General features: G+C 73.6%; 16 protein-coding genes. 3 read left to right on the top strand and 13 right to left on the bottom strand.

Annotated elements, in window-relative coordinates:
- Positions 1 to 11: 11 nt before the first annotated feature.
- Genes Asi02nite_RS12705 through Asi02nite_RS12680 form a run of 6 tightly spaced genes read right to left on the bottom strand, consistent with a single transcriptional unit; the run spans position 12 to position 5,388 of the window.
- Positions 12 to 422 carry a rhamnogalacturonan lyase family protein gene (locus Asi02nite_RS12705; RefSeq protein WP_203712755.1) on the bottom strand — a complete coding sequence of 137 codons (411 nt, stop codon included), beginning with the start codon at positions 420 to 422 and terminating at the stop codon, positions 12 to 14.
- Positions 368 to 1,885, bottom strand: coding sequence for a rhamnogalacturonan lyase family protein (locus Asi02nite_RS12700; RefSeq protein ID WP_203712753.1), 1,518 nt, complete (start codon positions 1,883 to 1,885; stop codon positions 368 to 370). The genes Asi02nite_RS12705 and Asi02nite_RS12700 overlap by 55 nt, the downstream gene beginning before the upstream one ends.
- A gap of 24 nt (positions 1,886 to 1,909) precedes the next feature.
- The gene (locus tag Asi02nite_RS12695) at positions 1,910 to 2,293 is read right to left on the bottom strand and encodes a rhamnogalacturonan endolyase family protein (protein ID WP_203712751.1); all 384 of its coding nucleotides are present in this window, start codon (positions 2,291 to 2,293) and stop codon (positions 1,910 to 1,912) included.
- A 19-nt stretch (positions 2,294 to 2,312) separates the two neighbouring features.
- Positions 2,313 to 3,623 carry an ABC transporter substrate-binding protein gene (locus tag Asi02nite_RS12690; RefSeq protein ID WP_203712750.1) on the bottom strand — a complete coding sequence of 437 codons (1,311 nt, stop codon included), beginning with the start codon at positions 3,621 to 3,623 and terminating at the stop codon, positions 2,313 to 2,315.
- A 36-nt stretch (positions 3,624 to 3,659) separates the two neighbouring features.
- Positions 3,660 to 4,499, bottom strand: a complete 840-nt coding sequence (locus Asi02nite_RS12685; protein WP_203712749.1) for a carbohydrate ABC transporter permease — start codon at positions 4,497 to 4,499, stop codon at positions 3,660 to 3,662.
- The gene (locus Asi02nite_RS12680) at positions 4,492 to 5,388 is read right to left on the bottom strand and encodes a carbohydrate ABC transporter permease (RefSeq protein WP_203712748.1); all 897 of its coding nucleotides are present in this window, start codon (positions 5,386 to 5,388) and stop codon (positions 4,492 to 4,494) included. The genes Asi02nite_RS12685 and Asi02nite_RS12680 overlap by 8 nt, the downstream gene beginning before the upstream one ends.
- A gap of 292 nt (positions 5,389 to 5,680) precedes the next feature.
- Here Asi02nite_RS12680 and Asi02nite_RS12675 point away from each other — a divergent pair, with 292 nt between their 5' ends.
- Together Asi02nite_RS12675 and Asi02nite_RS12670 are read left to right on the top strand one after the other, a co-directional pair.
- Positions 5,681 to 7,558, top strand: coding sequence for a Xaa-Pro dipeptidyl-peptidase (locus tag Asi02nite_RS12675; RefSeq protein ID WP_203712747.1), 1,878 nt, complete (start codon positions 5,681 to 5,683; stop codon positions 7,556 to 7,558).
- A gap of 297 nt (positions 7,559 to 7,855) precedes the next feature.
- Complete coding sequence (locus Asi02nite_RS12670) at positions 7,856 to 9,310, top strand: MFS transporter (protein WP_239126680.1); 1,455 nt, start codon at positions 7,856 to 7,858, stop codon at positions 9,308 to 9,310.
- A 4-nt stretch (positions 9,311 to 9,314) separates the two neighbouring features.
- Here the strand turns inward: Asi02nite_RS12670 and Asi02nite_RS12665 are convergent, their stop codons facing one another.
- Positions 9,315 to 11,849, bottom strand: a complete 2,535-nt coding sequence (locus Asi02nite_RS12665) for a CHAT domain-containing protein (RefSeq protein ID WP_203712745.1) — start codon at positions 11,847 to 11,849, stop codon at positions 9,315 to 9,317.
- Positions 11,850 to 11,898: 49 nt separating this feature from the next.
- On the opposite strand from Asi02nite_RS12665, the gene Asi02nite_RS12660 reads away from it, so the two are divergent.
- Positions 11,899 to 12,795 (top strand): hypothetical protein, encoded by an 897-nt coding sequence (locus Asi02nite_RS12660; RefSeq protein WP_203712744.1) that lies wholly within the window; start codon positions 11,899 to 11,901, stop codon positions 12,793 to 12,795.
- Here Asi02nite_RS12660 and Asi02nite_RS12655 read toward each other — a convergent pair.
- The 6 genes from Asi02nite_RS12655 to Asi02nite_RS12630 all read right to left on the bottom strand — a co-directional run bounded on the left by Asi02nite_RS12655 (position 12,780) and on the right by Asi02nite_RS12630 (position 25,046).
- Positions 12,780 to 15,773 (bottom strand): CHAT domain-containing protein, encoded by a 2,994-nt coding sequence (locus Asi02nite_RS12655; RefSeq protein ID WP_203712743.1) that lies wholly within the window; start codon positions 15,771 to 15,773, stop codon positions 12,780 to 12,782. The two genes, Asi02nite_RS12660 and Asi02nite_RS12655, sit on opposite strands and share 16 nt — an antisense overlap.
- A 5-nt stretch (positions 15,774 to 15,778) precedes the next feature.
- On the bottom strand, positions 15,779 to 18,154 hold the full coding sequence (locus Asi02nite_RS12650) for a CHAT domain-containing protein (protein ID WP_203712742.1): 2,376 nt from the start codon (positions 18,152 to 18,154) through the stop codon (positions 15,779 to 15,781).
- A 26-nt stretch (positions 18,155 to 18,180) separates the two neighbouring features.
- Complete coding sequence (locus tag Asi02nite_RS12645; protein WP_203712741.1) at positions 18,181 to 19,212, bottom strand: hypothetical protein; 1,032 nt, start codon at positions 19,210 to 19,212, stop codon at positions 18,181 to 18,183.
- Positions 19,213 to 19,350: 138 nt separating this feature from the next.
- Positions 19,351 to 19,575 (bottom strand): hypothetical protein, encoded by a 225-nt coding sequence (locus Asi02nite_RS12640; RefSeq protein ID WP_203712740.1) that lies wholly within the window; start codon positions 19,573 to 19,575, stop codon positions 19,351 to 19,353.
- Between the two features lie 38 nt (positions 19,576 to 19,613).
- Positions 19,614 to 22,127 (bottom strand): caspase family protein, encoded by a 2,514-nt coding sequence (locus Asi02nite_RS12635; protein WP_203712739.1) that lies wholly within the window; start codon positions 22,125 to 22,127, stop codon positions 19,614 to 19,616.
- A gap of 33 nt (positions 22,128 to 22,160) precedes the next feature.
- On the bottom strand, positions 22,161 to 25,046 hold the full coding sequence (locus tag Asi02nite_RS12630; protein ID WP_203712738.1) for an ATP-binding protein: 2,886 nt from the start codon (positions 25,044 to 25,046) through the stop codon (positions 22,161 to 22,163).
- Positions 25,047 to 25,273 lie beyond the last annotated feature (227 nt).

The raw sequence follows: 25,273 nt of genomic DNA, 5'->3' as shown, positions 1-25,273 counted from the left end.
TTGGCGGGTGGTCAACCGCGCGGGACGCGCGCCCAGTCGGTGTCCGAGGCGAGGTAGAAGCCCGGGTACGACGGCTGGTTGTACGTCGTCTGCTGCCGCGCCACCTCGACCCGGTACTGGGGGTCGTGCATCAGCGTGTAGAGCTTGTGGCCGGTCACCTCGGTGCTCAGGTGGATCCGGATCGCCGAACTGTCCACAGTGCGCACCAGCAGCTCCTCGCGCCAGTCGCCCAGGACGTCGGCCACCAGGCTCGGGTTGCCCTTCGTGCCGTTGTTGGTGCGCGTGCCCTCGGCGGTCAACAGCACGCCGCGCCGCCGGTCGTCGATCGTCGGGGTCGCGTCGCCGGCCCCGTCGACGATCTGCGTGGTCAGGTCGGCGGCCCACCGGATGCTCTGGTTGGTGCCCGGGATGGGGAGGGGCACACCTGACCGGTCGCGGTGTGCACGCCGAGGGCCGCGGACCCGCCGGGCATGCTCGCCCACGACTCGATGCCGCGCACGTCCGGCAGCACGTCCCCGATCATCCCGCGCCCGGTGTCGCGGCCCGAGTACGCGCCGAACAGCACCTCGCCGGTGCGCGCGTCCCGCATCGCCATGCCGTACGGCGCGGAGGTGGCGCCCTCGTGCACGGTGAAGACCTCCAGGCCCGGGCGGTCCGGGTCGATGTCGGTGACGTGCATGGCGTCGCCGTGCCCGAGCCGGACGCGCTGCCCCGGCGCGGCGCTGCCCTCGGGCAGCACACCGAACGACGAGTACAGCAGGCTGCCGTCGTCGTCGACGGTGGCCGCGCCGTACACGATCTCCTGGCGCCCGTCGCCGTCCACGTCCGCCGCACTGAGCGAGTGGAACCCCTGCGTGGTCAGCGAGCCGAACTCCGGGTCGGTGCCGTCGCGCCCGTGCGGCGCGTCGTTGAACGGGTTGGTCATCGGCGTCCAGCCGCTGTCCACGTACCAGTCCTCGACGAGCCGGCGGCCGTCCCACCGGTACGCGACCATGGTGGAGCGGGTGTAGTAGCCGCGGGCGAGGACCGCGGACGGCCGGCGACCGTCGAGATAGGCCACGCCCGCCAGGAACCGGTCGACCCGGTTGCCCGGCTCGATCCGCGCCATCGCGTAGTCGCCCCACATCAGCCCGTCGTCGTGGCGCCCCGGCTTGTAGCGGATCGTCTCGAGTTCCCGGCCGGTCGCGCCCTCGAAGACGGTGAGGTACTCCGGGCCGTCGAGGATGAAGCCCTCGAAGGCCCGCAGGACGTTGCGGGCGCTGCGGGACGGCGCGTAGACGTCCATGAAATGGTCCACCAGCGCCGATGCGTCCGCCCGGCTGAGCGGATAGGTGTAGGCGGGCGCGATGCCGAACGCTTCCTCCAATGTGGCCGGCCAGTTCCCGGCCACGACCTCGGGGTGCCGGTGCCAACCCTGGAACATCTCGACGAGGTGGTCGTAGTAGCCCGCGGCGCTGAGCCGGTAGTCGTCGGTGTGGGCGAAGCCGGCCCGCACGTCGGCGCGTGGCATCGTGATGAAGCGCTGCGAGGCGACCGCGCCGTCGCGGCCGTACCGGATGGTCTTCGTGCCGGGCGCGGTCTTGAGCATGATCTCCGCGCGGCCGTCACCGTCGAAGTCGTAGACCAGGAACTGCGTGTAGTGCGCGCCCGCGCGGATGTTGACGCCCAGGTCGATGCGGTGTCGCAGCGTGCCGTCGAGTTCGTAGGTGTCGATGTAGACCGGTCCGGTCCAGCCGACCTGGGAGACGTCCTTGGAGTTCGACGGGTCCCACTTGACGACGTACTCGTACTGGCCGTCACCGTCCACGTCGCCCACGCTCATGTCGTTCGCCGCGTAGGTGTAGGTCTCGCCGGCCGGGGTGACGCCGTCGGCCGGCTTGCGCAAGGGCAGGTCGTCGTGCCCGGCCGACTAGGGCGAGACGGCCGCGCCGCGGTCGATCTCCCTGCCGCGGACGACGGCCGCGACCCGGTACGACGCGGACGCGGTCGCATCGCGGTCGAGGTAGTTGGTGCTGTCGGTGACGGTCGCGACCCGCCGGCCGTCGCGGTACACGTGGAAGTCGGCTCCGGTCAGCCCGGTGGCCGACGACCCGGACGCCTCGTGCCGCAGCAGCCGCCAGCTCAGGAAGACTCCCTCGGCGGTGGGCACGGCGACGAGGCCGCGGTCGAGGCGCTCCAGCCGGATGCCGGCCCGATCGCCGGAAGCACCGGCCGGCGCCGGTCCGCCGAGGACCAGCGTCACGGCGCAGGCCGCGGCCGCGCCGGCGCGCAGCAGGGTGGGACGGGTACTCATCGCACGGTCTCCTCTCGGCTCAGGCGGCGTCGATCTCGGCCTGCAACTCCTTGATGAAGGCGGCGGCGGCCTGCTGCGGGGTCTGTCGTTCGAAGAGCACCCCTTCGGTGTTGCGCTTGAGGATGGCCTCGATGCCGCTGGCGCCGTTCGGCGTGACCCGCGGCGCCGGGCCGACCTTGATCGCACCCAGGTACTCCGCCGCCGCCTTGTCGGCGTCGGTGAGCTTCGGTGTGATCGCCGACCGGACCTTGGTGTTCGCCGGCACGCCACGGTCGGTGAGGAGGATGTCGCCCGCCTCCGTGGTGTTGGCGAGGAAGTTGACGAAGAGCGCCGCCTCGGCCGGGTGCTGCGACCGCGCCGAGATCGACCAGAACATGGAGGGCTTGTAGTAGGCGCCGGGGGAGCCGGCCCGCGCCTCGCTCGGCTGCCGCAGCAGCTTGAGGCTCTGCCCGCTGGCCGCCGTCAACGAGGTGAGCTGGGTGTTCCACCAGGTGCCGAAGACCGAGGTGTTGGTGGCCGTGCCGGACTGGTCGAGGGCCGCACCGGCCCGCTCGATCGTGACCGACGGCGGCGGCGTGATGCCCTGCCTGGTCAGGTCGAGCAGGTACTGCCAGAAGCTGGCCAGCACCTCTGGCGGGATCGCGACGTCGCCCTTGTCGTCGTAGAGGGACGCGCCCGCCTGCCGCGCCCAGATGTTGACGCCACCCGTGTCGAAGCCCCAGGACTGCACGCCGGTGACCTTGCCGCCGCTGGCCTTGGAGATCTGGGCGCCGATCGTCTTCAGGTCGTCCCAGGTCCAGGTGGCGTCGTCGGGCAGGGCGACCTTGTACTGCGCGAGCAGGTCGGTGTTGACCACGATGGCGTACGCGGCCAGGCCGGTCGGCACCGCGTACTGCTTGCCACCGACCTTGCCGGTGTCCAGCGCGCTGGGCTCGAAGTCCGCCGTGCTCAGGTGCTTGGCGGCCGTGCCGAGGTCGAGCAGGGCCCCACGTTCGGCGTACGAGGAGAGGTAGAGCTCGTCCATCTGGATGATGTCGGGCGCGTCGTTGGCGGCGACCGTGGTGGCGAGGCTGTCCCAGTAGCCGTTCCACTCCTTGAACTCGCCCTTGACGGTGATGGTCGGGTTCGCCTTGGTGAACAGGTCGATCACCTGCTGCGTGCGCTTGTGCCGGGCGTCCGAGCCCCACCAGGTGAAGCGCAGGGTGACCGGCTCGGCGGAGATCTCGCCGCCGGCGTCGCCGCCACCGCTTCCGCAGGCGGCCAGGGCCGCTCCGGCGCCGACGCCGAGGGCCAGGGTGAGCACGGAGCGCCTGCTCATGCCGTCGTTCATGAGAATGTCCTTCCGTGTGGGGTGCGGGGGTGGGTCCTACTTGATGCCGGTGGTGGCGATGCCCTTGACCAGGTACCGCTGGCCGACGAGGAACGCGAGGAAGATCGGCAGCAGCGAGACCACGCTCATGGCGAACATGGCGCCCCACGAGGTGGCGACCGTGGAGTCCACGAAGGAGCGCAGCGCGACCGGGACCGTGTACATCTCGGGGTCGGTCAGGTAGATGAGCTGGCTGAAGAAGTCGTTCCAGGTCCAGATGAACGTGAAGATCGTCGTGGTCGCGAGCGCCGGGACCATCAGCGGCAGGATCACCCGCAGGAAGATGCGGGGGTGGCCCGCGCCGTCGATGCGGGCGGCCTCGTCGAGCTCCCGGGGCAGCCCGCGGATGAACTGGACCATGAGGAACACGAAGAACGCGTCGGTGGCGAGCAGCTTCGGCACGATCAGCGGCAGGAACGTGTTGATCCAGTCGAGCTCGGAGAACAGGATGTACTGCGGCACGATGATCACGTGGATCGGCAGCATGATGGTGCCGAGCATGGTGGCGAAGAACAGCTTCCGGCCCGTGAAGTCCAGCCTCGCGAACGCGTACGCCGCCATCGAGCAGGAGACCAGGTTGCCGATGACGCAGCCCAGCACGACGATCGCCGAGTTGACGAGGTAGTGGCCGAACGGCGAGGCGAGCGCGGTCCACCCGTCGCCGTAGTTGCTCAATTGGACGCTGTCCGGGACGAGCCCCGGTGACCGGAAGATCTCGTTGTTCGGCCGCAGTGAGCTGACCACCATCCAGATCACCGGGTAGAGCATGACCAGCCCCAGCAGGATCAGGCCGGTGTGCTTGGCGGCCGAGCGGGACGCCCGGGGAAGGTCAGTCATCGTAGAAGACCCAACGCTTGGCCACCCAGAAGTTGAGCGCGGTGAAGGCGGCGATGATCAGCAGGAGCAGCCAGGCCAGCGCCGACGCGTACCCCATGTCGAAGTTGTTGAATCCGCGCTGGTAGAGGTAGAGCGTGTAGAACAACGTGGAGTCCGACGGCCCGCCGGTGCCGCCCGAGACCACGAAGGCCTGGGTGAACGCCTGGAAGGCGTGGATGATCTGCAGCACGAGGTTGAAGAAGATGATCGGCGAGAGCAGCGGCACGGTGATCCGGCGGAACTGCGTCCACCGGCTCGCCCCGTCGACGGCGGCCGCTTCGTAGTACATGACCGGGATCTGCCGCAGGCCGGCCAGGAAGATGACCATCGGCGCGCCGAAGGTCCACACGTTCAGCACGATCAGCGTGGACAGCGCGGTGCGCGGGTCCGATATCCAGCCACGGCCCTCGACGCCGAACAGGCCGAGCACCTGGTTGAGCAACCCTTCGGCGCCGAAGACCTGTCGCCACAGCACGGCGATGGCGACGCTGGAGCCGAGCAGCGAGGGCAGGTAGAACGCGGAGCGGTAGAACGCCAGGCCGCGCAGTCCGCGGTCCAGCAGCATGGCGAGCCCCAGCGCCGCGGCCAGTTGCAGCGGCACGGACACGCAGACGTAGCTGAAGGTGACGCGCAGCGCCTGGTGGAGGCGCTCGTCGGAGAGCATCCGGCGGACGTTCTCCAGGCCGTTGAACTCGGGCGCCTGGATGAGGTTGTAGTCGGTGAAGCCGAGCACCAAGGAGGCCACGACCGGGCCGGCGGTGACCAGCGTCAGGCCGGCGAACCAGGGCAGCAGGAACAGGAACGCGGCCTTGTTGTCCCGCTTCCGGCGGAGCTGAGCGGGAGCATTCACACGACCTTCCCTTCAGGTGTGGGGTCGAGGGCGTGTCGCACCGTCGCACCGGCGTGTCGCCGCTGACGAAGGTTGAGGTAAGCGCTTTCCTGCAGTCTGCATCGACGGCCGTCGTTGGTCAACCGTTTCGACGGGGTCAACTGGAACGTTTCACGACATCGCTCGGGCCGTGATCATCTTCACGGGGCGCAGGACGGGACGGAACGCGCGTCGGGCATAGCATGAGCTGTGGATCATCATGATCCACCCCCACCGATACCCCTCGGTGCGTCCCTTTCGAACGGAGACGTTCATGCGCAGACCTCACAGTCTGGCACTGCTCGGCGTCGCGATGTCCGGCACGCTGATCGCGGCCGCCGTCGCCACCCCGGCCGCAGCCCATCCGAACGCGACGCCGGTTCCGCACATCGTGGTCGCCGACGGGATGACCCAGCCGGTCTTCTCGCTCGCCGACGCGATCGAGGAGCGGGTCTACGTCCAGACCCCTGTGGACACCGATCACGACGGCCGGCTCGACCGGGTCGCGATCGACATCTCCCGCCCGGCCGAGACCGCCACCCAGGGCTTCAAGGTCCCGGTGATCTTCGAACACAGCCCGTACCGCAAGGGCACCTGGGGCGACGTGCCGTACCCGAGCGTCCTGGTCGACGACCTGCCGCAGAACGGCCTGTCGAGCCGGTCCCGCGCGCTCGCCGGCCCGACCGCCGGCGCCGACGCCAAGGCCAACCTTCCCGGCTCGCTCGACGACTACTACGTGCCCCGCGGCTACGCCGTCGTGCTCGGCCAGAGCGTCGGCACCGGCGACTCGGACGGCTGCCCGACCAGCGGCGACCAGGCCGAGACGCTCGGCACCAAGGCCGTCATCGACTGGCTGAACGGCCGCGCGAAGGCGTTCGACGCCGCGGGCGCGCCCGTCGCGGCCACCTGGACCACCGGCGCGGTCGGCATGACCGGTGTCTCCTACAACGGCACGCTGCCCAACCAGGTCGCCACGACCGGTGTCAAGGGGCTCAAGACGATCGTCCCGGTCTCCGCGATCAGCAGCTGGTACGACTACTACCGGGCCAACGGCCTCGTCGTCGCCCCCGGCACGTTCCAGGGCGAGGACCTCGACATCCTGGCCCAGTACACGGCCGGCCAGGCCCGGGCACAGGGCGACTGCGTCGACGAGCTCGCGCGGATCACCGAGAAGCAGGACCGGGTCACCGGTGACTACTCCACGTTCTGGGAGGACCGCGACTACCGCGACGCGCGCGACGTCACGGCGAGCGTCTTCGTGGTGCACGGCCTGAACGACTGGAACGTGAAGACCGAGAACTTCGCCGGCTGGTGGGACGAGCTCGCCAAGCGCGACGTGCCCCGCAAGATCTGGCTGCACCAGGGCGGCCACGGCGGTCCGGGCAGCAACGCGTCGGTGACCCTGCCGAGCGGCCAGACCTGGACCTACAAGCAGACCGAGAACCGCTGGTTCGACTTCTGGCTGTGGAACGTCCGCAACGGCATCATGGACGAGCCGACGGCCGTCGTGCAGCGGGAGGACCGCAACTACACGACGTACGCGAACTGGCCCGACAAGGCCGCCAAGGAGGTCGCGGTGCGGCTCGCGGCGACCAGCGCGACCGGGACCGGCACGCTGACCACCGGCAAGGCGCCGAAGTCCAAGGTGGAGCAGCGCTTCGTCGACGAGGGCCGCACGATCGCCCCGAGCACGCTCGTGGCGGTTCCCGAGACGGCCAGCCCCAACCGGCTCGCCTACCTCTCCCCGGCGCTCGGCCAGAACGTCCGCATCTCCGGGCGTCCGGAGATGCGGCTGCGGATGGCCATCGACAACAAGCCGGACGCGAACCTCACCACCTACCTGGTGGACTACGGTCCGGCCGGCTCGACCGCCGCCCCGGTCGTGGTGACCCGGGGCTGGATGGACCCGCAGAACCGTAAGAGCGCGTCGCGCACCGAAAAGCTCGAGCAGGGCAAGATGTACGACTTCCGGTGGACCCTGGAGCCGAAGGACTACATCTTCCAGGCGGGGCACCGGATCGGTGTCGTGGTCTTCTCGAGCGACCAGGACTACACGCTCCTGCCGCTCGGTGGCACCGCGCTGCGGGTGGCGCCGAACGACAGCGAGCTGCGCCTGCCGGTCGTCGGCGGACGGGCCGTTCTCGGCTTCTGACCTCTTCCGACATCGGGTGCCCGGGTCCTCACGACCCGGGCACCCGGCGTTTGTACGCCCGTTGCCGGCGGGACCGATGTGACCGCCGATCTCCGGCTATGTCGCCCCGAACCGGCCACCACGCGGGGTAGCTTGATGGTGACGCCCAAGCCGGGTGCCGGCCCATCGTCCAAGGGCCCAGGTCGCCGTCGTCGGCAGGCCGCACGTCTTTCCGCCACCCGGCTTCCCTGCACGCCGGAGGCTCGCGGCATGAAATGGCATGGTCCGCTGGCAGGCCATTATCCCGCAGTGGCGACGATGGTCGTAGCCGCGCTGATCCCGTACCTCGTGTTGTCGGCCGCCTTGCAGCCGCTCCTGGGGATCATCGGCGACCAGCTCCAGATGAGCACGGAAGAGATCAACCTGGCGCAGGGCCTCGCGAACGCGGGGTACGCGCTGGGCACCGTGCTGTCGGTGCAGCTCGCCCAGCACCTACCCCAACGCCGGCTGCTGGTCATCTACGGCGTCCTGCTGGTGGTCGGGTCGGTCCTCGCCGCGTCGGCGACCGGGGCCGTCACGTTCATGGCCGGACACGTGCTGCAGGGCCTGTGCACCAGCCTGCTGCTGATCGCCGCTGTGCCACCGCTGGTCACCGGTTTCCCACCGTCCAAACTGCGCTACACGGCCGTCGTCCTCAACCTGTGCATCTTCGGCGCGGTCGCGCTGGGCCCGCTGATCGGCGGTATCCAGGCCGACGCCAACGGCTGGCGGCCGCTGTTCTGGGTGATCGCCGGCATCTCCGTGCTGGCGCTGGTGCTGATTCTCGCGACCTACCGCGACGTCCCGGCGGCCGACCCGACCTCGACGCGCTCGCCGCTCGCGGTGGCGCTGGCGGCCACGGGCTGCATCGCCGCCTTCTACGGCGCGTCTCAGCTGCTGACGCACCGGGACCTCAACGCCGCCACACTGGCGCCGTTGACCGCGGGCGTACTGGTGATCGTCGTGCTCCTCGTCAACCAGTACGTGTCCCGACGACCATTGCTGATCGTCCGGCCGCTGACGAGCACCCTGCCCGTGTCCGGCATCGTGGCGGCCATGTCGGCCGCGGCGGCGTCGGTCTCCGCGATCACGCTGGCCGGCCTCATCCTGACCGAGCGCTACTCGCCGCTCAAGCTGGGTCTGATCTTCCTGCCCGAGTTCGGCGGAGCGGTGCTCACGACGATCCTGTTCGCCATCCTGTTCACGACGAAGGGCCTGCACTACTTCGCCTTGACAGGACTGATCTGCCTGAGCGCCGGCATCGCGCTGATCGCCGGCGTGCTCCCGCCGAGCACGATCCTCGCGCTCCTCGGCACGGGCCTGATCGGCGTCGGCGTGGGCGCGTCGGTCGCACCGGCGTTGTTCATCGCCGGTTTCTCGTTACGCAACGCCGCACTGCAACGCGTCTTCGCGATCGTCGAGCTCCTGCGTGCCGTGGCCGCGTTCATGATCGCGCCGATCCTCGTCTACATCGCCACGACGGTCATGAGCAATACGGTCGACGGCGTACGCACGGCCTTGTGGATCTGCCTCGGCCTCTCCGCGGCCGGTGCGCTCACCGGCATCGCCCTCTACTGGGCGGCCCGGGTGAAACCGCCGTCGCCGTCGATGGCGGACTGGTTCGGCGGTGGAACCGCCTGGCACAGCCCACCGCTGCTGGCCCGCTTCCGCCACAACGCCCGCACGCCGGACCAGCCGGAAGGCCCCGCGGAGTTCGAGATCTCCCAGCAGTAGGGGGTCAGCGTCCGAGATGGACGAAGCCGGCCCAGTCCGCCAGCGTCGTCCCGTCGCCGACGTCCCGCATGGCGCGCTGTGCCTCGCGCAGCGCCCGGCGGGGTGGCATGCCCCGACCGGCGAGGTTGTCGTGGAACGCGACCATGAGCCGCGCGGTGCCCCGATCGGGCACACTCCACAGTGAACCGATCGTGGTCGCGGCGCCGGCCACCAGGAAGGCCGTCGAGAGCGTCACCGCCTCGTCGTGGGCGCGGGCGGCCCGGTGCGTGGTGCACGCGGCGAGCGTCACGAGGCCTCCGGCGCCGCGGCCCGGCCGGCCGCGCAGGATCTCCTCGGCCGACAGGACGGCGCCGTCGGCGAGCAGCAGCGACGAGGAGGCGGGCCCGTCCGCGCTGACGTCCCCGTGGCAGGCGAGATGCAGCACCGGCCCGGCCGCGTCGTCGGTGAGCCAGCCGAGGACGTCCCGCGGCGTGCCGGTGCCGTCGGCCCGCACGGCGGGATCCGCCGGTCGGCCGCAGTAGCGACCCGCGGCGTAGTGCCGCCGGTAGATCGTGCTGGCTTCCTCGCCCGCGCCGGGCAGGTCGTCCCGGGGGTCGCCGGTGCCGGGGTTGCCGATCACCAGACCCGCGCCGCTCGGCGTCGGGACGTCGCGGCGGGCGACGTCGACCAGGAGCCGCCCGGACGCGATGTAGGAGAACTCGGCCTCGTCGATCGCCCAGCGCGGCGCCGTGCCCCGGCTGTGCGCGGCGTGCCAGGGGACCGTCGCGAGGGAGCCGTCGAGCACCAGCACCAGGTGCGGCTCGCCCGCGTGCCGGCGTCGCCAGTCGTCGAGGAGCGGCCCGATCGCCACGTCCCAGGCCCCGGCGCAGTCGTCCGCGAGCCTCCTGCTCGTCTCGGCCGGCGCTGTCGGGCCGATCTCGCGGGTGGCGGCCCGGACCGCGGCCGGCCCGGACCAGTCGCCGGTCAGGTCCGGCAGGTCAAGGCTGCCGACGTGCCCGTCCGCCTCGACGACGAGCGCCAGGCCCGGGCCTTCGTCGGTGCCGGGGAACAGGTAGACGAGGCCGTCGGCCTCGACAGCCGCCAGCGCGCCGCGCAGCGTGTCGATCGACGGCGGGTCGAACAATGTCGACTCGCGCCGCAGCACGTGCAGCGCCCGGTACCGCAGGTCGGTCGGCACGATCGGGGCCGCGGACCGCCAGTCGCTGCTCGCCCGGGCGCCCGCCGACGCCGCGACCCACTCGTCGGCCAGCAGCGGCTCGTCGGCTCGCCGCAACAGGTCCGGGACGGTGGCCGCGACGGTCGCCGCGTGCAGCACGAGCCCGCGGCCGGTCTCCAGCGCCAGGCAGGCGGCGCGCGGGTCGCCCCGCCGGAGGTGGACACGGGCCACCCGCAGCGCGTCGGTCGCGCTGCGCCGGGCGACGGTCATCGCCTCGTGGGTGCCGGACTGCAGCAGCACCTGCCAGGCGTGCGCCTGCAGGCCCGACCGGCCGGCCTCGGCCGCGAGGTCCAGGTCACCGGCCGCCGCGGCGGTCGTGGCGAGCGCCGCGGCCAGTTCCGCGGCACCGCGGACGCCCGGCTGCGCGGCCGCTGTGCGGTGTGCCTCCACCAGCGCCGGCAGGGCCCGGCGCGGCAGCTCCGGGTCCCGGGTGTGCCGGTGGAGGTCCGTCAACGCCATGCCGTACATGCCGAGATACCGCTCGCGTTGCCCGATCGCCGGGTCGGAGACGACGGTGGCGAGCACGTCGACCCCGCGGCGCACGAGCGCGGCGTCGTCGCGGATCCGGCCCGCCAGCACCAGCACGCCGCCGGCGCCGGCGCGCATCAGCGCGGCGAGCGGGCTGCCCGCGGGCACCTCCGCCAGGACCGCGTCCGCGTACCGCACGGCCGTACGCCAGTCCTCGGGGTCCCGGGTCGACTCGGCCCGCATCGCGAAACCGCCCGCGAGGGTACGCAGGACCTGCACGCGCGTCACGTTGCCCGGCGCGACGGTCGCCAGCGCCGCCGCGAGGGCCCGCAGCACGTCCGCCTCGGGAGGCTCGCCCGTGGCGAAGGAGTGGGCGATCCGCACCTGGGCGAAGCCGAGCTCCAGCTCGTGGCGGTTCGGGTCGTTCGGCGCCTCGTCGCGCACACCCGCCAACAGGTCGCCGCACCAGCGGAGATCGGCCACGTCACCGCGCAGCTCGAACCGCACCATCACGGCGTTCGCCAGACCCACCGCGACGGCGAACCGGTTGACCTCGTCGAGGGCCCCCGTGCGCAGCGCCGTGTCCAGGTGGGCGATCGCGACGTCGAGGTCCGCGATCTCGCCCCGGCCGAGGTAGTACAACCGCCCGATCAGGGCGGCGGCGAGTTGCGCGGCGGCGGCCTGCCGCACGCCCGGGTGGGCGACGTCCGACGCGACCACGCCGCGCAACAGGTCGACGGCCCGGTCCAGCGTCGCCGCGTCGGCCCGGCCCGCCTCCACCCGCCGCATCAGCAGGAAAGCGAGGTGGTAGCAGACCTCGACGCGCATCCCCGTGCCGGCCGGCAGCCGCCGCAACGCCGACTCCGCCGCCCCGAGCGCCCGGTCGACGTCGCGCGCGGCGGAGGTGCGGCGCGCCCGCTCCGAGAGCGCGGGTCAACTGGGTGTCGACGCCGTGCCGCAGCCCCGGGTTGACCCGGTCGCCGGCCGCCTCGAAGTCCTCGATCGCCTGGTCGACGTCGCCGGTCATGTCCCGCGTGATGGAGAGGTGGTCCATCCGCACCGTGCCGCGGATGGCCCGGGCCTGCGCCCGCAGGTCGTCGTCGGCGGCCGGGTGCGCGATGAACCGGGTCGCGGCCTCGCCCGCGGCCAGCAGGTCGGTCACCTCGCCGGGGACGTGGCGCTGGAAGTGCGCCTCCATCGCGTAGTAGTGGTGCATCGGCTGCCAGGCCTCCGGCAGCGCGTCGACGTCGACCTCCGCGAGCGTCGCGAGTGCGGTGCTCAGCGCCCTGCCCTTCGCCAGGCCGTCGGCGCAGCGTCGGCTCCACCCGATGAGCACGTCGACGTAGGCCATGCCGAGCGCGGGCCGGCCGGACCCTTCGCGCCACCCGGCGCCGAGGGCCTCGACGGACCGGTCCTGCTGAGCCGGGTCACCGGTCTGCCGGAACCAGGCGTCGTGGACACCCCCGAGCTCGAGCCAGAGCGACGCCCGCTCGTCCGGATCGTCGGTCGCCGCGAGCGCGGCCCGCAGCGCCCGCTCGGTGGCGGCGAAGTCGGCTGTCACCGCGGCCTGCGATCGCCGGCGCCGCCCGCCGGTGCTGTGTTGCCGTCCACCAGGTACACACCCGTTCCTGACGGACGGGCGCGAGCCGGTCGCGGCGCGCAGCCGCCGCAGGCGGCTCAGCCGCCAGGCCAGGTCGGCGGCGGTCGCGCCGCCGTCGGCCGCGGTGCGGAGCTCCTCGACCAGCAGGGCGCGCAGGGCGTCGTCGGACATGTCGTCGCCTCCCGTCAGCGGCCGCGGTAAGCCAGCGCCGCCCACAGGGTCGGGCTGGTCAGGTCGGTCGTCGCGATCGTGTGCAGGTGCCCGGCGGTGAGGAACGGCGGCAGGTCCCGGGCCGGGTCGAGCATCCACCGCTGCACCGCGTTGACCGCCGCGGCCGGCGGTTCACCTCGGTCGACCAGGTGCAGGTGGAGCATGAACAGGGCGAGCGCCGCGACCTGCGGGGGCACCTGCCACTGCCAGCCCACCACGCCCGCGAAACCGGCGTCGAGCAGCGCCGGCGCCCAGCCCTCCGTGAGGATCGCCAGACCGCCGGCGCCGCGGACGGCCGCCGCGTCCAGTGACCCGTCGCCGGCGAGTTGCAGCGACGTCCCCCGCAGACCGCAGGCCAGGTGTACGACGGACGCGCCGGGCAGGCGGCCGCGCACGTCGTCCGGGGTCCCCGCGCCGTCGACCGGCTCCAGGGCGCGGCCGAGGCACGCCGAGCGCGGGTAGAACAGCCGGCGCACGGCCATGACCTCGGCCATCGCCGGGTCCCGGTCTCCGCGCGGGTTGACCACGAACACCGGCGCGGCCGTCACCGGCGCGAAGGAGCGGCCGGCCAGGTCGATCACCTCGGCGCCGGAGGACACGTGCGCGAGCACGACGTCCTGGACCAGGCGGCGGTCGTCGCGGCCGCGCACCGCGGCGAGCGCCAGCCGGTCGAGGCCGCCCGACGCGGCGACCAGCAGGCTGCCGCTGGTCCACCGGCCGAGCACGGCGGGCAGGGCCGGGTCGTCCGCGCCCAGGGGATCGGTCAGCGGGACGTTGGCAAGTAGGTCGAGCCGGTCGGTCGCCGCGTCGAGGCAGAGCACACCGGCCGTCCGCCGGGCATCGTCGGTGGGATGCAGGTACAGCAGCGCGGTGGCGCCGATCTCCCGGACCGCGGCGGCGACCGCCGCCGGGCTCGGCACGTCCGGGGCCGCGGCGGCGCGCGGCGCGACTCCGACTCCGACGAGGACGGAGAGCAGGTCCCGCGCCAGGGGGTCGGGCGGCTCGTCGGGCGCGGCCGCGGCGTGTTCCAGCGCGGCGAACGCCTCGGAGGCCCGGCCCTCCGCCAGCATCCAGCCCGCGAACCGGGCCGCGCGGCGCCGGTCCGCGCCCGGGCACCGGAGGGCCGTCGACCCCGCCGCGCGGCTGCGGTCGGCATCGCCCGCGGCACCGCGCCGGCGGTACGCCTCGGCGAGCCGCCACCAGCCACGCCCGCGCAGGCCGTCGTCGTCGAGGTCCCGAACGGCGGGGGACAGCGCCGCGATCGCGGCGTCGAGGTCACCCAGCTTCAGCCGGACCGCACCGAGCGTGGCGGCGGTCCGCGGTGGGTACGGGCCGGGGACGGCGTCGAGTGCGGCGCGCAGGGCGGCGTCGTCGTCGCGCAGCACGGCGTCGAGGACGCCGGCGAGCGGGCCGAGGGCCGGGTCGACGTCGATCGGCTCCCCGGCGCGGACCGCCGCGGCGAGCCGCGCGTGCGCGACCGCGGTGGACAGCACGCGGTGCCAGGGATGGTCGCTCGGCACGGCGACCGCGAACGGGGGCGGGGCCGCGTCGTCCCGCAGCGCGGCAACCGTGTGACACAGGTCGGCCAGCGCGGCCACCACCGGCGGGCGGGACGGCATCCGCGCCGCGTACGCGCTGACGGTGTCGGCGATCTCGTCGATCACCCCCGACAGCGGCCGGGCGTCGTCGAGCAGGCCGCCGACCGCCTCGACGACCGCCACGGCCGCCGGATGCTCCGGCGGAACGAGTCCCGCGGCGGCCACGAGGTGCTCCGCCGGGGCGCGGAAGGCTGCGTCGTCCTCGCCGTCGCCCCACCCGCTGCCGTCGCGTCGTTGCCGCAGGCACAGCCCGACCGTCGACAGCAGACGGTCGAGCCCGCGCTCGACCGGCCCGCCGCCCGCGTCGGCGTCGACCGCGTGCACCGCCGCGCCGACGAACCCGTCCAGGTCGGCGGGCGCCACCGCGGTGTGCCCGGCGCGGAGCAGGGCGCGAGCCTGCTCCCAGACGGGCTGATCGGGACCACCGGCAAGCGCCGCGAGCCGGCGGCGCGCGCCCCCGCGCGCCGACACCGGGTCGCCCGGCGGCGCGGGGGCGGGTGTTTGGGTGGGGGCGACTCCACGCGCCGACTCCGCGTCGACCGGCGGCGGCGTGGCGGGTGCTTGGGTGGAGCCGACCCCGGGCGCCGACGCCGCGCGGGCCGGCGACGCCGGGGCTGGGGTCGCCTGTCGTGGCGGGGCCGGTGGCTCGCCGTGCATGACCGTGACCGGGTAGTCGAGCGGGTCGCCGGGCACCCACGGCATCGGCGGCATGCCGTCGTGCCGCATGCGCTGCATCGCCGCCATCGCTTCCATGATCCGGTTCAGGTCGAAGCGGGCCAGGTCGCCGTCGAGCAGCGGCTGGATCGACTCCGCGATCGTGAGCATGGTGCGGGTCATCGCGACCACGTCGGCGCTCAGGGGTGGGCCGTCGAGGACCTCCTGGAACAGGCGCCGCGCCTCCGCGGCGTCCGTGCGCGCGCTCGGCGGCAGCCCGGTGCGGAAGCCGGCGCGGGCACCGGCCGGGCTCAGCGCCTCGGTCGCCCGCCCCAGGAAGAGTTGACCGCGCGACAGCCGGGCCATCGCGGCCAGCGCCGGTGGCAGGTTGGTGAACGTGAGGGCCTCGCCGAGGACGAACAGGCCGGTGTCCCGGTCCTGCTGGTCGCCGCCGTGCGCGCCGTGCCGGGCCGCCAGGAGCCAGCCGAGCTGGGCGGCGACCTGACCACGGGCCGGGTCCCCGGCATCGAGCAGGCGGTAGGCGGCGTCCCACGCCTCGACGGCGGCCGAGAGGTCGGCGAGCGCGGCGGGCTGGCCTGGCCCCGCCCGCCAGTAGCGCCTCGTCAGCTCGTGCCCGAGCCGCACCAGCACCGGCACCCGCGCGGGTCCGTCCAGTCGGGACAGTGCGTCCCGGAGGTCGGCGATGGTCTCGTCCACGCCGCTCACCGTCCCCAGTGGATGAAGCCGGCCCAGGCCGCGACGCGCTCCGGCGCGGCGCCGTCGAGCACACGGCGCAGCGGGCCGGGCATCCGGTCGGGCGGCCGCCGGTCGTCGTCGAGCATCCACAGCTGCGCCCGGCGCAGCGCGTCCCACGGCTCGCGGCGCTCGGTCGCGAGGAAGTGGTGGAACATGTACATGAGCAGCGAGGTGTCCTCGTCCGGGATGCTCCACTGGGTGGACAGCACCGACCGGGCACCCGCGGCCAGGAAGACGGTCCCGAGGCTGTACGCCTCGTCGTATCCGTGGATCGACCTGCCGGTGTGGCAGGCCGCGAGCACCACCAGCGCCGGCGCGCGCCGGCCGTCCTCCGAGAGCAGACCGATCAGCTCGCCCGCGGTGAGGTCGCCGCCCGCCAGCAGGAGGCGCGACGACGCCGTCTCGATCGTCCCGTGCGAGGCGAGATGCAGCAGCGCGCCCCGCGAGTCGTCGGCCCGCAGCCAGGACCGCACGTCGTCGGGCGTGCCCGCGCCGGAGCGGCTGACGCTCCCGTCCGGGCGCCGGCCGACGTAGGTCGCGCCGGGATAGAAGACCTGCTGGATCGCGTACGCCTCGAGGCGCGCCGAACGCAGGGCGGCGGCCCGGCCGGCGGTGTCGGGGTCGGCCAGCACCAGTCCGCCCGAGCCGACCCGGACCGGTTCGGCCGCCGCGGTGGCGCAGAGCATCCGCGCCGAGGCGGCCTGCGAGACGGCGACGTGCTCCACGACGTGCGTCCCGTCCGGGCCGCGCGCCGCCTGCCACGGCACCCGGGCGAGCTCGCCCATCGGGACGAGCACGAGCCGCGGAACGCCTTCCTGGCCGAGGTACGGCCGGACCACCGGCCCCATCGCGGCCTTCCACGCCCATCCGCACAGCGCGTCGACGCTGCCGGCGAATGGGTCGGTCCCGGCCGGCCCGATCTCGCGCGGGAGACCGCGGTCGCCCGAGGTCATCGTGGCGAGATGCCGCTCGACGTCGGTGCCGGGCTCGATCGCGAGGTGGGGCAGCGCCAGGTAGCGCGGCGGGCCGTCGGCCGGCGCGATCACCGCCCAGCCCGGCGCCGGTGACCGGGCGGGCACCAGATAGACGAGCGCGTCCGCCCCGAGCCGGCGCAGCGCGTCCTGGATCGCGCCGAGGTCGGGCGGGTCGAGCACACCGGTGTCCCGGACCAGGACGTCGAGGACCTGCTCGCGCAGGCGGGGCGGGGGATCGTCCGCGTCCCGCCAGGCGTCGGCGAGGTCGGCGCGGCCGGCCTCGACCAGCCGCGTGTACGGGTCGCGCAACTCGGTCGCGGCGAACAGCATCAGCGCCCGCCCCGAGTCGAGGGCCCGCAGCGCGTCCGCGGGCTGATGGTCGACGAGGCACCGGCCGGCGGTCGCCATCGCCTCCTCGGCCGCCTCCCGGGCGTAGGCGCGCGCGGAGGCCGGATCCGGCTCCAGCAAGACCCGCCAGGTGTAGCCCTGGAGCCCGTCGAGGGCGGCGAGCCGGGCCGGCGGTGCCTCACCGCGCCGGCGCCGCAGGCCGGCGAGCATCTCGTTGACGAAGGACCACTGCGGGTGTTCCGGCCCGCGGGCCAGCTCACGGGCCCGCTCCAGCGTCGCGATCGCCTGGTCGACGTCGGCGCCGGCGCCGGTCACCTCGGCGCGGTGCCCCAGCCCGAGCGCGAGCGACGCCAGGTGGAAGACGTGGTCCGGATGGTTGTCGGGCGTCAGGGTCACCGCCTCGCGCAGGTCGTCGATTCCGGCGTCGATGGCGGACAGGTTCGTCTCGGCGCCCTGGCGCATCGCCATCCCACCCCGGGCGACGAGGTGCAGCGCCCGCGTCGCGGGGGACGCACCCGGCGGGGCGGCCGGCACCGGAGCGGGGTCCGTCCCGCGCATCGCATCGAGCATCGGTGCGATCTCCTCCAGCGCGGCGCGCAGCACGTTGCCGGGCGGCAGCGCGCCGGCCCGCGCGCGCACGTCGTCGAAGATGGCGAAGGCGGTCTCCGTGTCGCCGTCCTGGTGCGCGCGCACCGCGTCGAGGTAGTCCGGCATCAGCGCGAGCACCTCGGCGCCCTCGTGGCCCTCCTCGGCCAGCTCCCCGAGGTCCGCCAGTGCCGCCCGCATCGCGTGGGCGTCACCCAGCGGATATCCGCTCGCCAGCTCCAGCGCGGACCGGGCGCCGAGCGCCAGCGCCCGGACCTGCTGGTCGCCGGCGAACGCGGCGGCGAGGCCGGCCATCTCGGCGATCGCCGCGTGCGGATCGACCAGCGTCCGGTCCGCCGCCGCGCCCAGCACGTCCTGGATGCGGGCGATGGCCCGCGCCCGTCCGACGGTCTCCGACCGGTCCTGTCGCGTCATCGGCCCGCACCCCTCTGCTCCACGTCCTACGCTTCTGACGGACGATCCCGGCGGTTCAGCAGCTCCAGCACCGCCTCGACGACGCGGTTCAGCCGATCCGGGTCGCTGATCAGGGCGACCACCTGGTCCGGCCCGGCCGGGTCGGCACCCGGCGCCCGGTCCAGGTCGTGCCCGGCGGGCAGACCACCGAACACCGCGCGCACCACCTCGGTGACCACGATGTGCGGCTCCTCGCCGGCGTCGATCCGCGCTTCGATCAGGTCGACGGCGGCGGCGGCCAGCGCCAGCATCAGCGCGTCGTTCTGCTCGTGCGGGTCGACGAGGGTGAGCGGCTCCGGCTCGGCGTACCCGCCGGACTCGTCGCGGGCCGCGAAGTGGACCGGTGCCCGCTTGTGGCCCAACGGCCCGTCGACGTGCTTCGCGTACCAGGCGGGGCGTTGCCGCATCACGTCCAGCACGATCTCGATCTCGGCGCGGACCACCGGCTCCCCGGCGACGTGGTCGCCGGTGAACGCGGCCCGGCGTTGCGCCAGGGCCGTCACCGGCCACAGCGAGGTGCCGGCCGTCGCGTCGGTGCCGACCCACTCCAGGACCGACCTGGCCAGCTCGACCAGCCACGCCTCGCGACCCAGCGCGTCGGCCAGCCAGCCCGGCACCCGCGGCCGCTGCAGGGCGCCACGGGCGCCGCGGCGCCGCCGGTAACCATCCACAGTGGCCCGCCGCAGCGTCGCCGTGATCCAGCCCTCGAGGTTGTCGATCGGCTGGTTCGCGTGGGCGAGCAGGTGGTCGACGACGGCTTCGACGTCGTCGTGGAAGCGGTCGAGGCAGTCGGGTGCGAGCCGGTGCACGCCCAGGGTGCACCGGTGGTGGCCGCGGGTGCGCTCGACCCCCCGCGTCACCCGCAGGAAGACCAGCGGCCAGACGATCTCGGTGGCCCCGGCGCGCAGCCGCCGCCGCTCGTCGGCGGGCGCGTCCCGCAGGGCCTTGGCGAGCAGCCCTCGGCGGACCAGCTCGCGGAACACCTCCGCCGCGGTGGGCGGTCTTCTCTGCTGAGCCACGGCACGCTCCTCCTCGATCGACCGGTTGCGTCGATCGTCGTGTGGAGGCAACGGCCCGGACGAGGCCCGGCCGCGGAAATACCGGGAACTACGTACGTGGCCCGTCGCATACGTACGGGCCACGCACCGACCGTTCGATCAGGACATCTCGCTTGGGCGGGGGTCGCGGCCGAGGTCGACCACCACGGAGGCGGCCGTCGTGCCGTTGAGGAACACGGTGACCGCGCGCCCGGAGGCGTCGTCGAGCTCCAGCTCGACGGTCCTGCCCTCGGTCATCGCCTCGCGGACGAGGCGGGTCACCTCTTCGGCGTTGGCGTTGGGGATGTACCACTCGGCACCGTCGATGAACAGCCTCTTGCGCATGCGCGTACTCCTTCGCACTGATGGGGTTGGGGGTCAGGTCACTCCACCTCGTCCACGGTGAACGTGAACGAGAAGTCCTGCGGGTGCCGCACGTGGCGGCCGATTCCGAACTGTTCCTGCGCCAGCAGCGAGGTCCGGTACAGCCCGATGCTGGCACCCACCACACCGGTCAACAGCTCGTAGGCCGTGTTGACCAGCACCGCGCCGGCTCCGACGACGGCGACCGCGGCGGCGGCGTGCGGCGCGGCCAGCGCCAACTGCGCCACCTGGGCGCCCGCCGCCTGCACGGTGGAACTGCTGAGTTTCTCCTCGAGCAGCGCGCTGAGCGCGAGGCTGCCGGCGGTGTCCCGGGAGACCCAGACCGCGATGTCGAGGAAGTCGACCGCCGGCCCGTGGTAGATCAGCACGTTCTCGAGCGGCAGCCGTTCGCCGTCGCGGATGTTGGCGAACCGCATCGTCTGCGCGCGGTAGACCGGTTGATCGCCGGAACCGCCGGTCAGCACGACCGCGTCGACCCGGATGTCGGCGCTGGCCAGCGCCCGGTTGCGGTGCACCATCAGGTCCGCGATGCGGACCGCCACCTCGGTGGGCGCGGCGCTGCGCGGCGACAGCAGCCGCACCGACTGCTCCGGCCGGTCGTCGATCCGGAAGACGGCCCGCTCGGCGGTCGGCGCCGCCGTCGGGCTCACCATGAAGTCGATCGGCTGGACGGCGTACCTCACCTGCGCCGCTGGCGGATCACCGAACTCGCGGGTGGCGCCCGTCGCGACCTGGGCCAGCAGGGCCTCCAGAGTGGACCCGACGAGCGGGCCCTTTCCGCGTACGCCCCGCTGCGCCAGTGCCGAGACGTCGACCGCACCGTCGCTGATCAGCGCCAGCACCGTCTCCGGCCGGGCGACCGTGCTGTCCACGGTGTCCGGCCAGGTGACCCGCACGCCGTCCAGCCGCTGTTTGTCCTCGTTCCAGCCGAACGTGTACGAGGCGCCGGGCGCGAGCCGGATGCCGCTCAGGTCGGACCGGGTGAGGATCTCGATGCGCGACGAGACGCCGATGTCGAGCAGCGAGACGAACACCGGGCGGTCTCCCGCGTTCATCGCCCGGACGTACACGTGCTCGCCGGCGTCGGCGAACAGCAGCGCGCCGGAGAGCGGGAGCGGTTCCGGCACGCCGTCGTGCACCCGGCCCCACTCGACCCGCACGGCGTGCCGCAGGGGCCGGTCCGGGTCGCCGTCGAGCCGGCGCAGCGCCGCGGCCTGGGCGAGCCTCTGCAGGTTGCCGACGATCGAGCCGATGCCCGCGGTGGTCGGGGGATAGGGCGCGTGCAGCGGGCCGAGCGCGTCGCGCACCACCAGCCACCCGTTGCCGTCCACCGCGACCTCGACGGTCGCCTGGTCGTCGGGTGTCGCCGGGCGCAGCATCGACCGCGCGGCCAGGGTCGGCAGGATATCCGCGGCGACCGGATGGTCCGTCGGCAGGCGCACCGGCAGCGCGGGCGCGCCGGCGCGGGTGCGGTGGGCGCGGGCGTCGGCGGGCAGGGGCGGCCCGGCGGCGGCGAGCCGCAGCCGGGCGACGGCCGTGCTGGCCAGCAGCCGCGTCACGGTCGCGGTGCCGAGCACCGGGCCGTCGTCGGGGCCGGTCGCGTCGCTCGACATGATCGCGAACTCGTCGCCCACCTCGACACCGAGCAGGGGCGCGCCGAGCAGTTCGATCCGATCGGAGCCGTCGCTGTGCACCGGCAGCGAGTCCAGCGGCTCCCACTCGGTGGTCTCGAACGGCTGCCGCGCCGACGGCCCCTCCACCTCGGGCCGCTGGGTGGTGACGAACGTCTGCACCTCCTTGCGGACCGCGTCCAGCAGCGTGGACCAGGTGAGCCGCAGCCCCTGCGTCTCGCGCAGCGCGCGGGTCAGGGCGTCCGTGAAGATGCCCATCTCGACGCCGTCGCGGTTGGTGCCCTCCCAGGCCGACTCGGACGGGGAGCAGGCGACCACCCGCACCGCCCGCGTGTTGCTGACCAACGGGCGCCGGTCGATCGGCAGCCCGCCCGCGACGAGGCTCGACACGTGCCGCTGGACGCTCTCGTACGTCGGCAGCCAGCTTCCCGCGTCCGGCCGCACCGGCGTCCGGACCCGCAGCCCCGCGTACCGCGACATGTGCGCGGCGTGGCAGCAGTCGATCAGCACGGTGACGTTGGTGGCGCGCTCGGTCAGCCGGCTCTGCAGCACGGACAGCTCGACGTCGGTGATGCCGCGGAAGTCGCCGTCGCTGGACTCGACGTAGTCGTCCGGGAGGATGAACTGCAGGTCCCGCCCGTCCGGAGCCACGAGCCGGCCGCCGTGGCCGCTGTAATAGACGACCACCGCGTCGTCCGGCCCGGCGTCGGCGATGAGCTTCTCGTACGCGTCGAGGATCGCCGCGCGGGTGGCGTCGGGCGTCACCAGCGGCTGGACGACGAAACCGCGCGGCTCCAACGCCGCCGCCATCGCCTGGACGTCGTTGGCGACACCGGCCAGGCCGTTGGTCTGCGCACCGATCAGGAGGGCTGTTCGCGTCATGCCCGTCTCTGACGGACAGGACGCGCGCCGAAGTCAGCCGAACAGCTTCTCGTCGCGGGCGCGGGCGATCGCTTCGATGGCCTTGTGCACGTCCAACTTGGCGTACACCTTGCGGAACTGCGTCTCCACCGTGCGCCGGGAGACACCCCGCACGGTCGCGATCTCGGCGGCGTTCTTCCCCTCGTACAGCAGCCTGAGGGTTTCGAACTCCACGGCGGCCAGGCCGTAGGGCCGTAGCGCGGAGACCGGTCGGTCCGCCAGGTCCATCCCGAGCTTGCCGGCCAGCGCGTGCACCCGGTCCCGCAGCGGCCCGGCGTCGAGGGACGTCGCCGCCCGGTACGCGTTACGGGCCGGTTCCCGCGCACCGTCGCGATCGCCGGCCGCGTACGCCGCCCGCGCCTGACGCCACCGGGCGTACGCCGCCGGGTACGGCCGGTCGAGCGCGGCCCAGCCGTCGGCGACCACCTTCCAGCCCGGCGCGGTGTCGGCGCCGCGGATGCGCTGCCGTTCCACCGCGCACAGCTCGACGATCCGCCTGACCTCGTCGGTCGACGGCCGTTGCCCGGGCGCCCACGCCGCGTTGGCGAGGCGGTCGCCGAGGCCGGCCGCGCGCCCGGGCTCCGTGGCGGCCCAGTCGGCGGCGCACCGCATGCCCACCGCGCACAGCCGGAGCAGCTCGAGGGCGTTCTCGCCGCCGCTGACCGCGTCGACGCCCCGGAGCACCTCGTCGGCCGCCCGCGCCAGGTCGCCGGCGGCGAGCGCCAACTCGGCCCGCACGACGTGCAGCGGCCCGACGAACCGCGGGTCCGCGGGCAACGGCACCTCGTCGATCGACGCGAGCAGCTTGCCCGCCTGCGCGTAGTCGCCCCGGCCGACCTTGATCTCGGCGAGCGTCAGTCGCGGATAGAGGCTCTCGGCCACGGGGTGGTCGAGGGTCACCTCGGTGATGATCTTCTCGGCGTCCTCCCAGTCGCCCAGCAGCACCAGGGCCGCGCTCGAGTTGTTGGCCAGGATCGTGCCCTGGCGCGTGTCGGCCAGCCCGAGCCGGCGCGCCTCCGCCAGCCCCTCCGTCGTCACCTCGGCGGACTCGCGCAGGCGGCCGGCCTCTTCCAGGATCAGGCCCAGGTTCCCGTACGCCCGCAGCAGGTCCTCGATGTGGTTGACCGACCGGGCGATGTCGAGGGCCGCGCGCAGCCGTTCCTCGCCTCCGGGCTCGCGCCGCATGCCGAGGCCGAGACCGGAGACGTTCAGTGCCCGGCCCCGCTCGGCCTCCGCCGCGACCTCGGTCGCCATCGCCAGCGCGGCCTCGGCGATCCGGCCCCCCTCGACGTACTGGCCGTTCTGCATCCGCGCGAGCGCCAGGGCGGCCAGGACCCGCGCGTGGACCGCCGACGGTGGGCTGCCCGCGAGCAACGCGTCGGCCTCCTGGAAGGCCGCCACGGACTCCGCCCGCCGGCCGGCCTCCCACAGATAGGTCGCCCGGCGTTCCTGCAGCTCACCCAGGCGCCCGTCGTCCGCGGCCGCGATCGCCTCCTCGACCAGCGTGACCGCCCGCCCGACCTGCCTCGACCAGCGGGCGGCCTCGGCCGCGTCGGCGAGCAGCCGGGACCGGGAGACGCCGGCGCGGCCCTCGGCGTCGTCGACCGTCGGCCACAGCTCCAGCGCCCGGTCGAACTGCGCCTTCGCCGAGCCGAACGCCAGCGTCCGCGCGGCGGCCCGGCCCGCCTGGACCGCGAAGGTGAGCGCCTGCGGCCAACTGCCCGCCTGGTACCAGTGGTTCGCCTGCTCCGCGGCCGCCGAACCCTCGGTCACGCACAGCCGCGGGTCCGCGGCCAGCGCCTCGGCCATCGCGACGTGCAGGCGGACGCGGGTGTCCGGGACCGTGTCCTCGTAGACCGCCTCCCGCAGCAGTACGTGCGCGAACCGGTAGACGTCCTCGCCACGGCGGGCGACGAGCAGTTGCCGGTCGGCGCATTCCTGCAGGGCGTCGCCCAGCGTCTCGGCGGGCAGGCCGCTGACGGCGCCCAGCAGGCGCCGGCTCATCGCCCGACCCGCGACGGCGGCCACCCGGAGCACCTTGCGGGCGTCGGGGCCCAACTCGCGCAGCGGGGCGAGCATCACGGAGCGCAGATCGGGCGGCACCTCGATGTCGTCGTCGCCGCCGGTCAGGGCGCCGTTGGTGATGAGCTGCTCGGCGAAGAGCGGCACGCCGCCGGACCACAGCAGGCAGCGCTCGACCAGCCGCGGATCGACCCGGCCGGCGACCGTCGCGGCGATCAGGCCGCGGATCTCCGCGGACTCGAAGACGGGCAGCTCGAAGCGCTCGGTGCGGCGCAGGAACGTCGTGCCGGCGAAGAGCTGCCACAGTGGATCATCGCGCAGCGGCGGTCGGTAGCTGGCGACGAGCAGCAGCGGGCGGCCGTCCGGGTCGGCCTGGGCGAGGTGGCGTACCAGGTCGAGTGTGGACGGATCGGCCCAGTGCAGGTCCTCGATGATCAGCACGACCGGCGCCCGCGCACCGATGTGCTCCAGCATCCGGCGCACCGCGAGGAACACGTGGTGCGGGGTCCAGGTCGCGTCGCTCTCGAGATCGAAGAAGGCGCTGAGCTTGGTGTAGGCCGGGCCGCCGAGATCCGCGGCCCGGGCGCCGTGCGCCCGGCCGAACGTCTCCAGCACCTCGAGCAGCGGGCCGTAGGGCATCGGGTTGCCGAAGTGCGGCTCGCAGGCGCCCGACAGCACCTGGGCGCCGGACTGCCGCGCCTCGACCGCGAACCTGCTCAGCAACTGGCTCTTGCCGACGCCGAGCCGGCCGCCGACCAGCACCGTCCGGGCTGTGCCGAGGCGGACCTCGGACAGCCGACGCTGCAATGTGGCCAGTTCGTTCGCGCGGCCGACGAAGACGGATTCACCCGCGAGCATGCTCTCGACGTGACCACATGATCGCTCCCTGTGCAAGACCCCAGAACGGCTACAGCGGGACGTCCAGGGAGGATCGGCCGAATCGGCGCACGGCCGTCGTCGGATGACGAGGGATTCTCGCGGTCAGGTTGTGCGTCAGGTGCCCTTTCGCGGTAACACGGTTCCGCTGAAGGGACTGAAACTCGATGGTCCGCCGTTTTCGACGCCATTCCCTATCGCGCATCGGC

Origin of the sequence: Asanoa siamensis (genome assembly GCF_016862555.1) — a bacterium.
GTDB lineage: Bacteria > Actinomycetota > Actinomycetes > Mycobacteriales > Micromonosporaceae > Asanoa > Asanoa siamensis.
The sequence above is the reverse complement of the archived record's forward strand: the minus strand, read 5'-3'. Positions and strand labels throughout refer to the sequence as shown.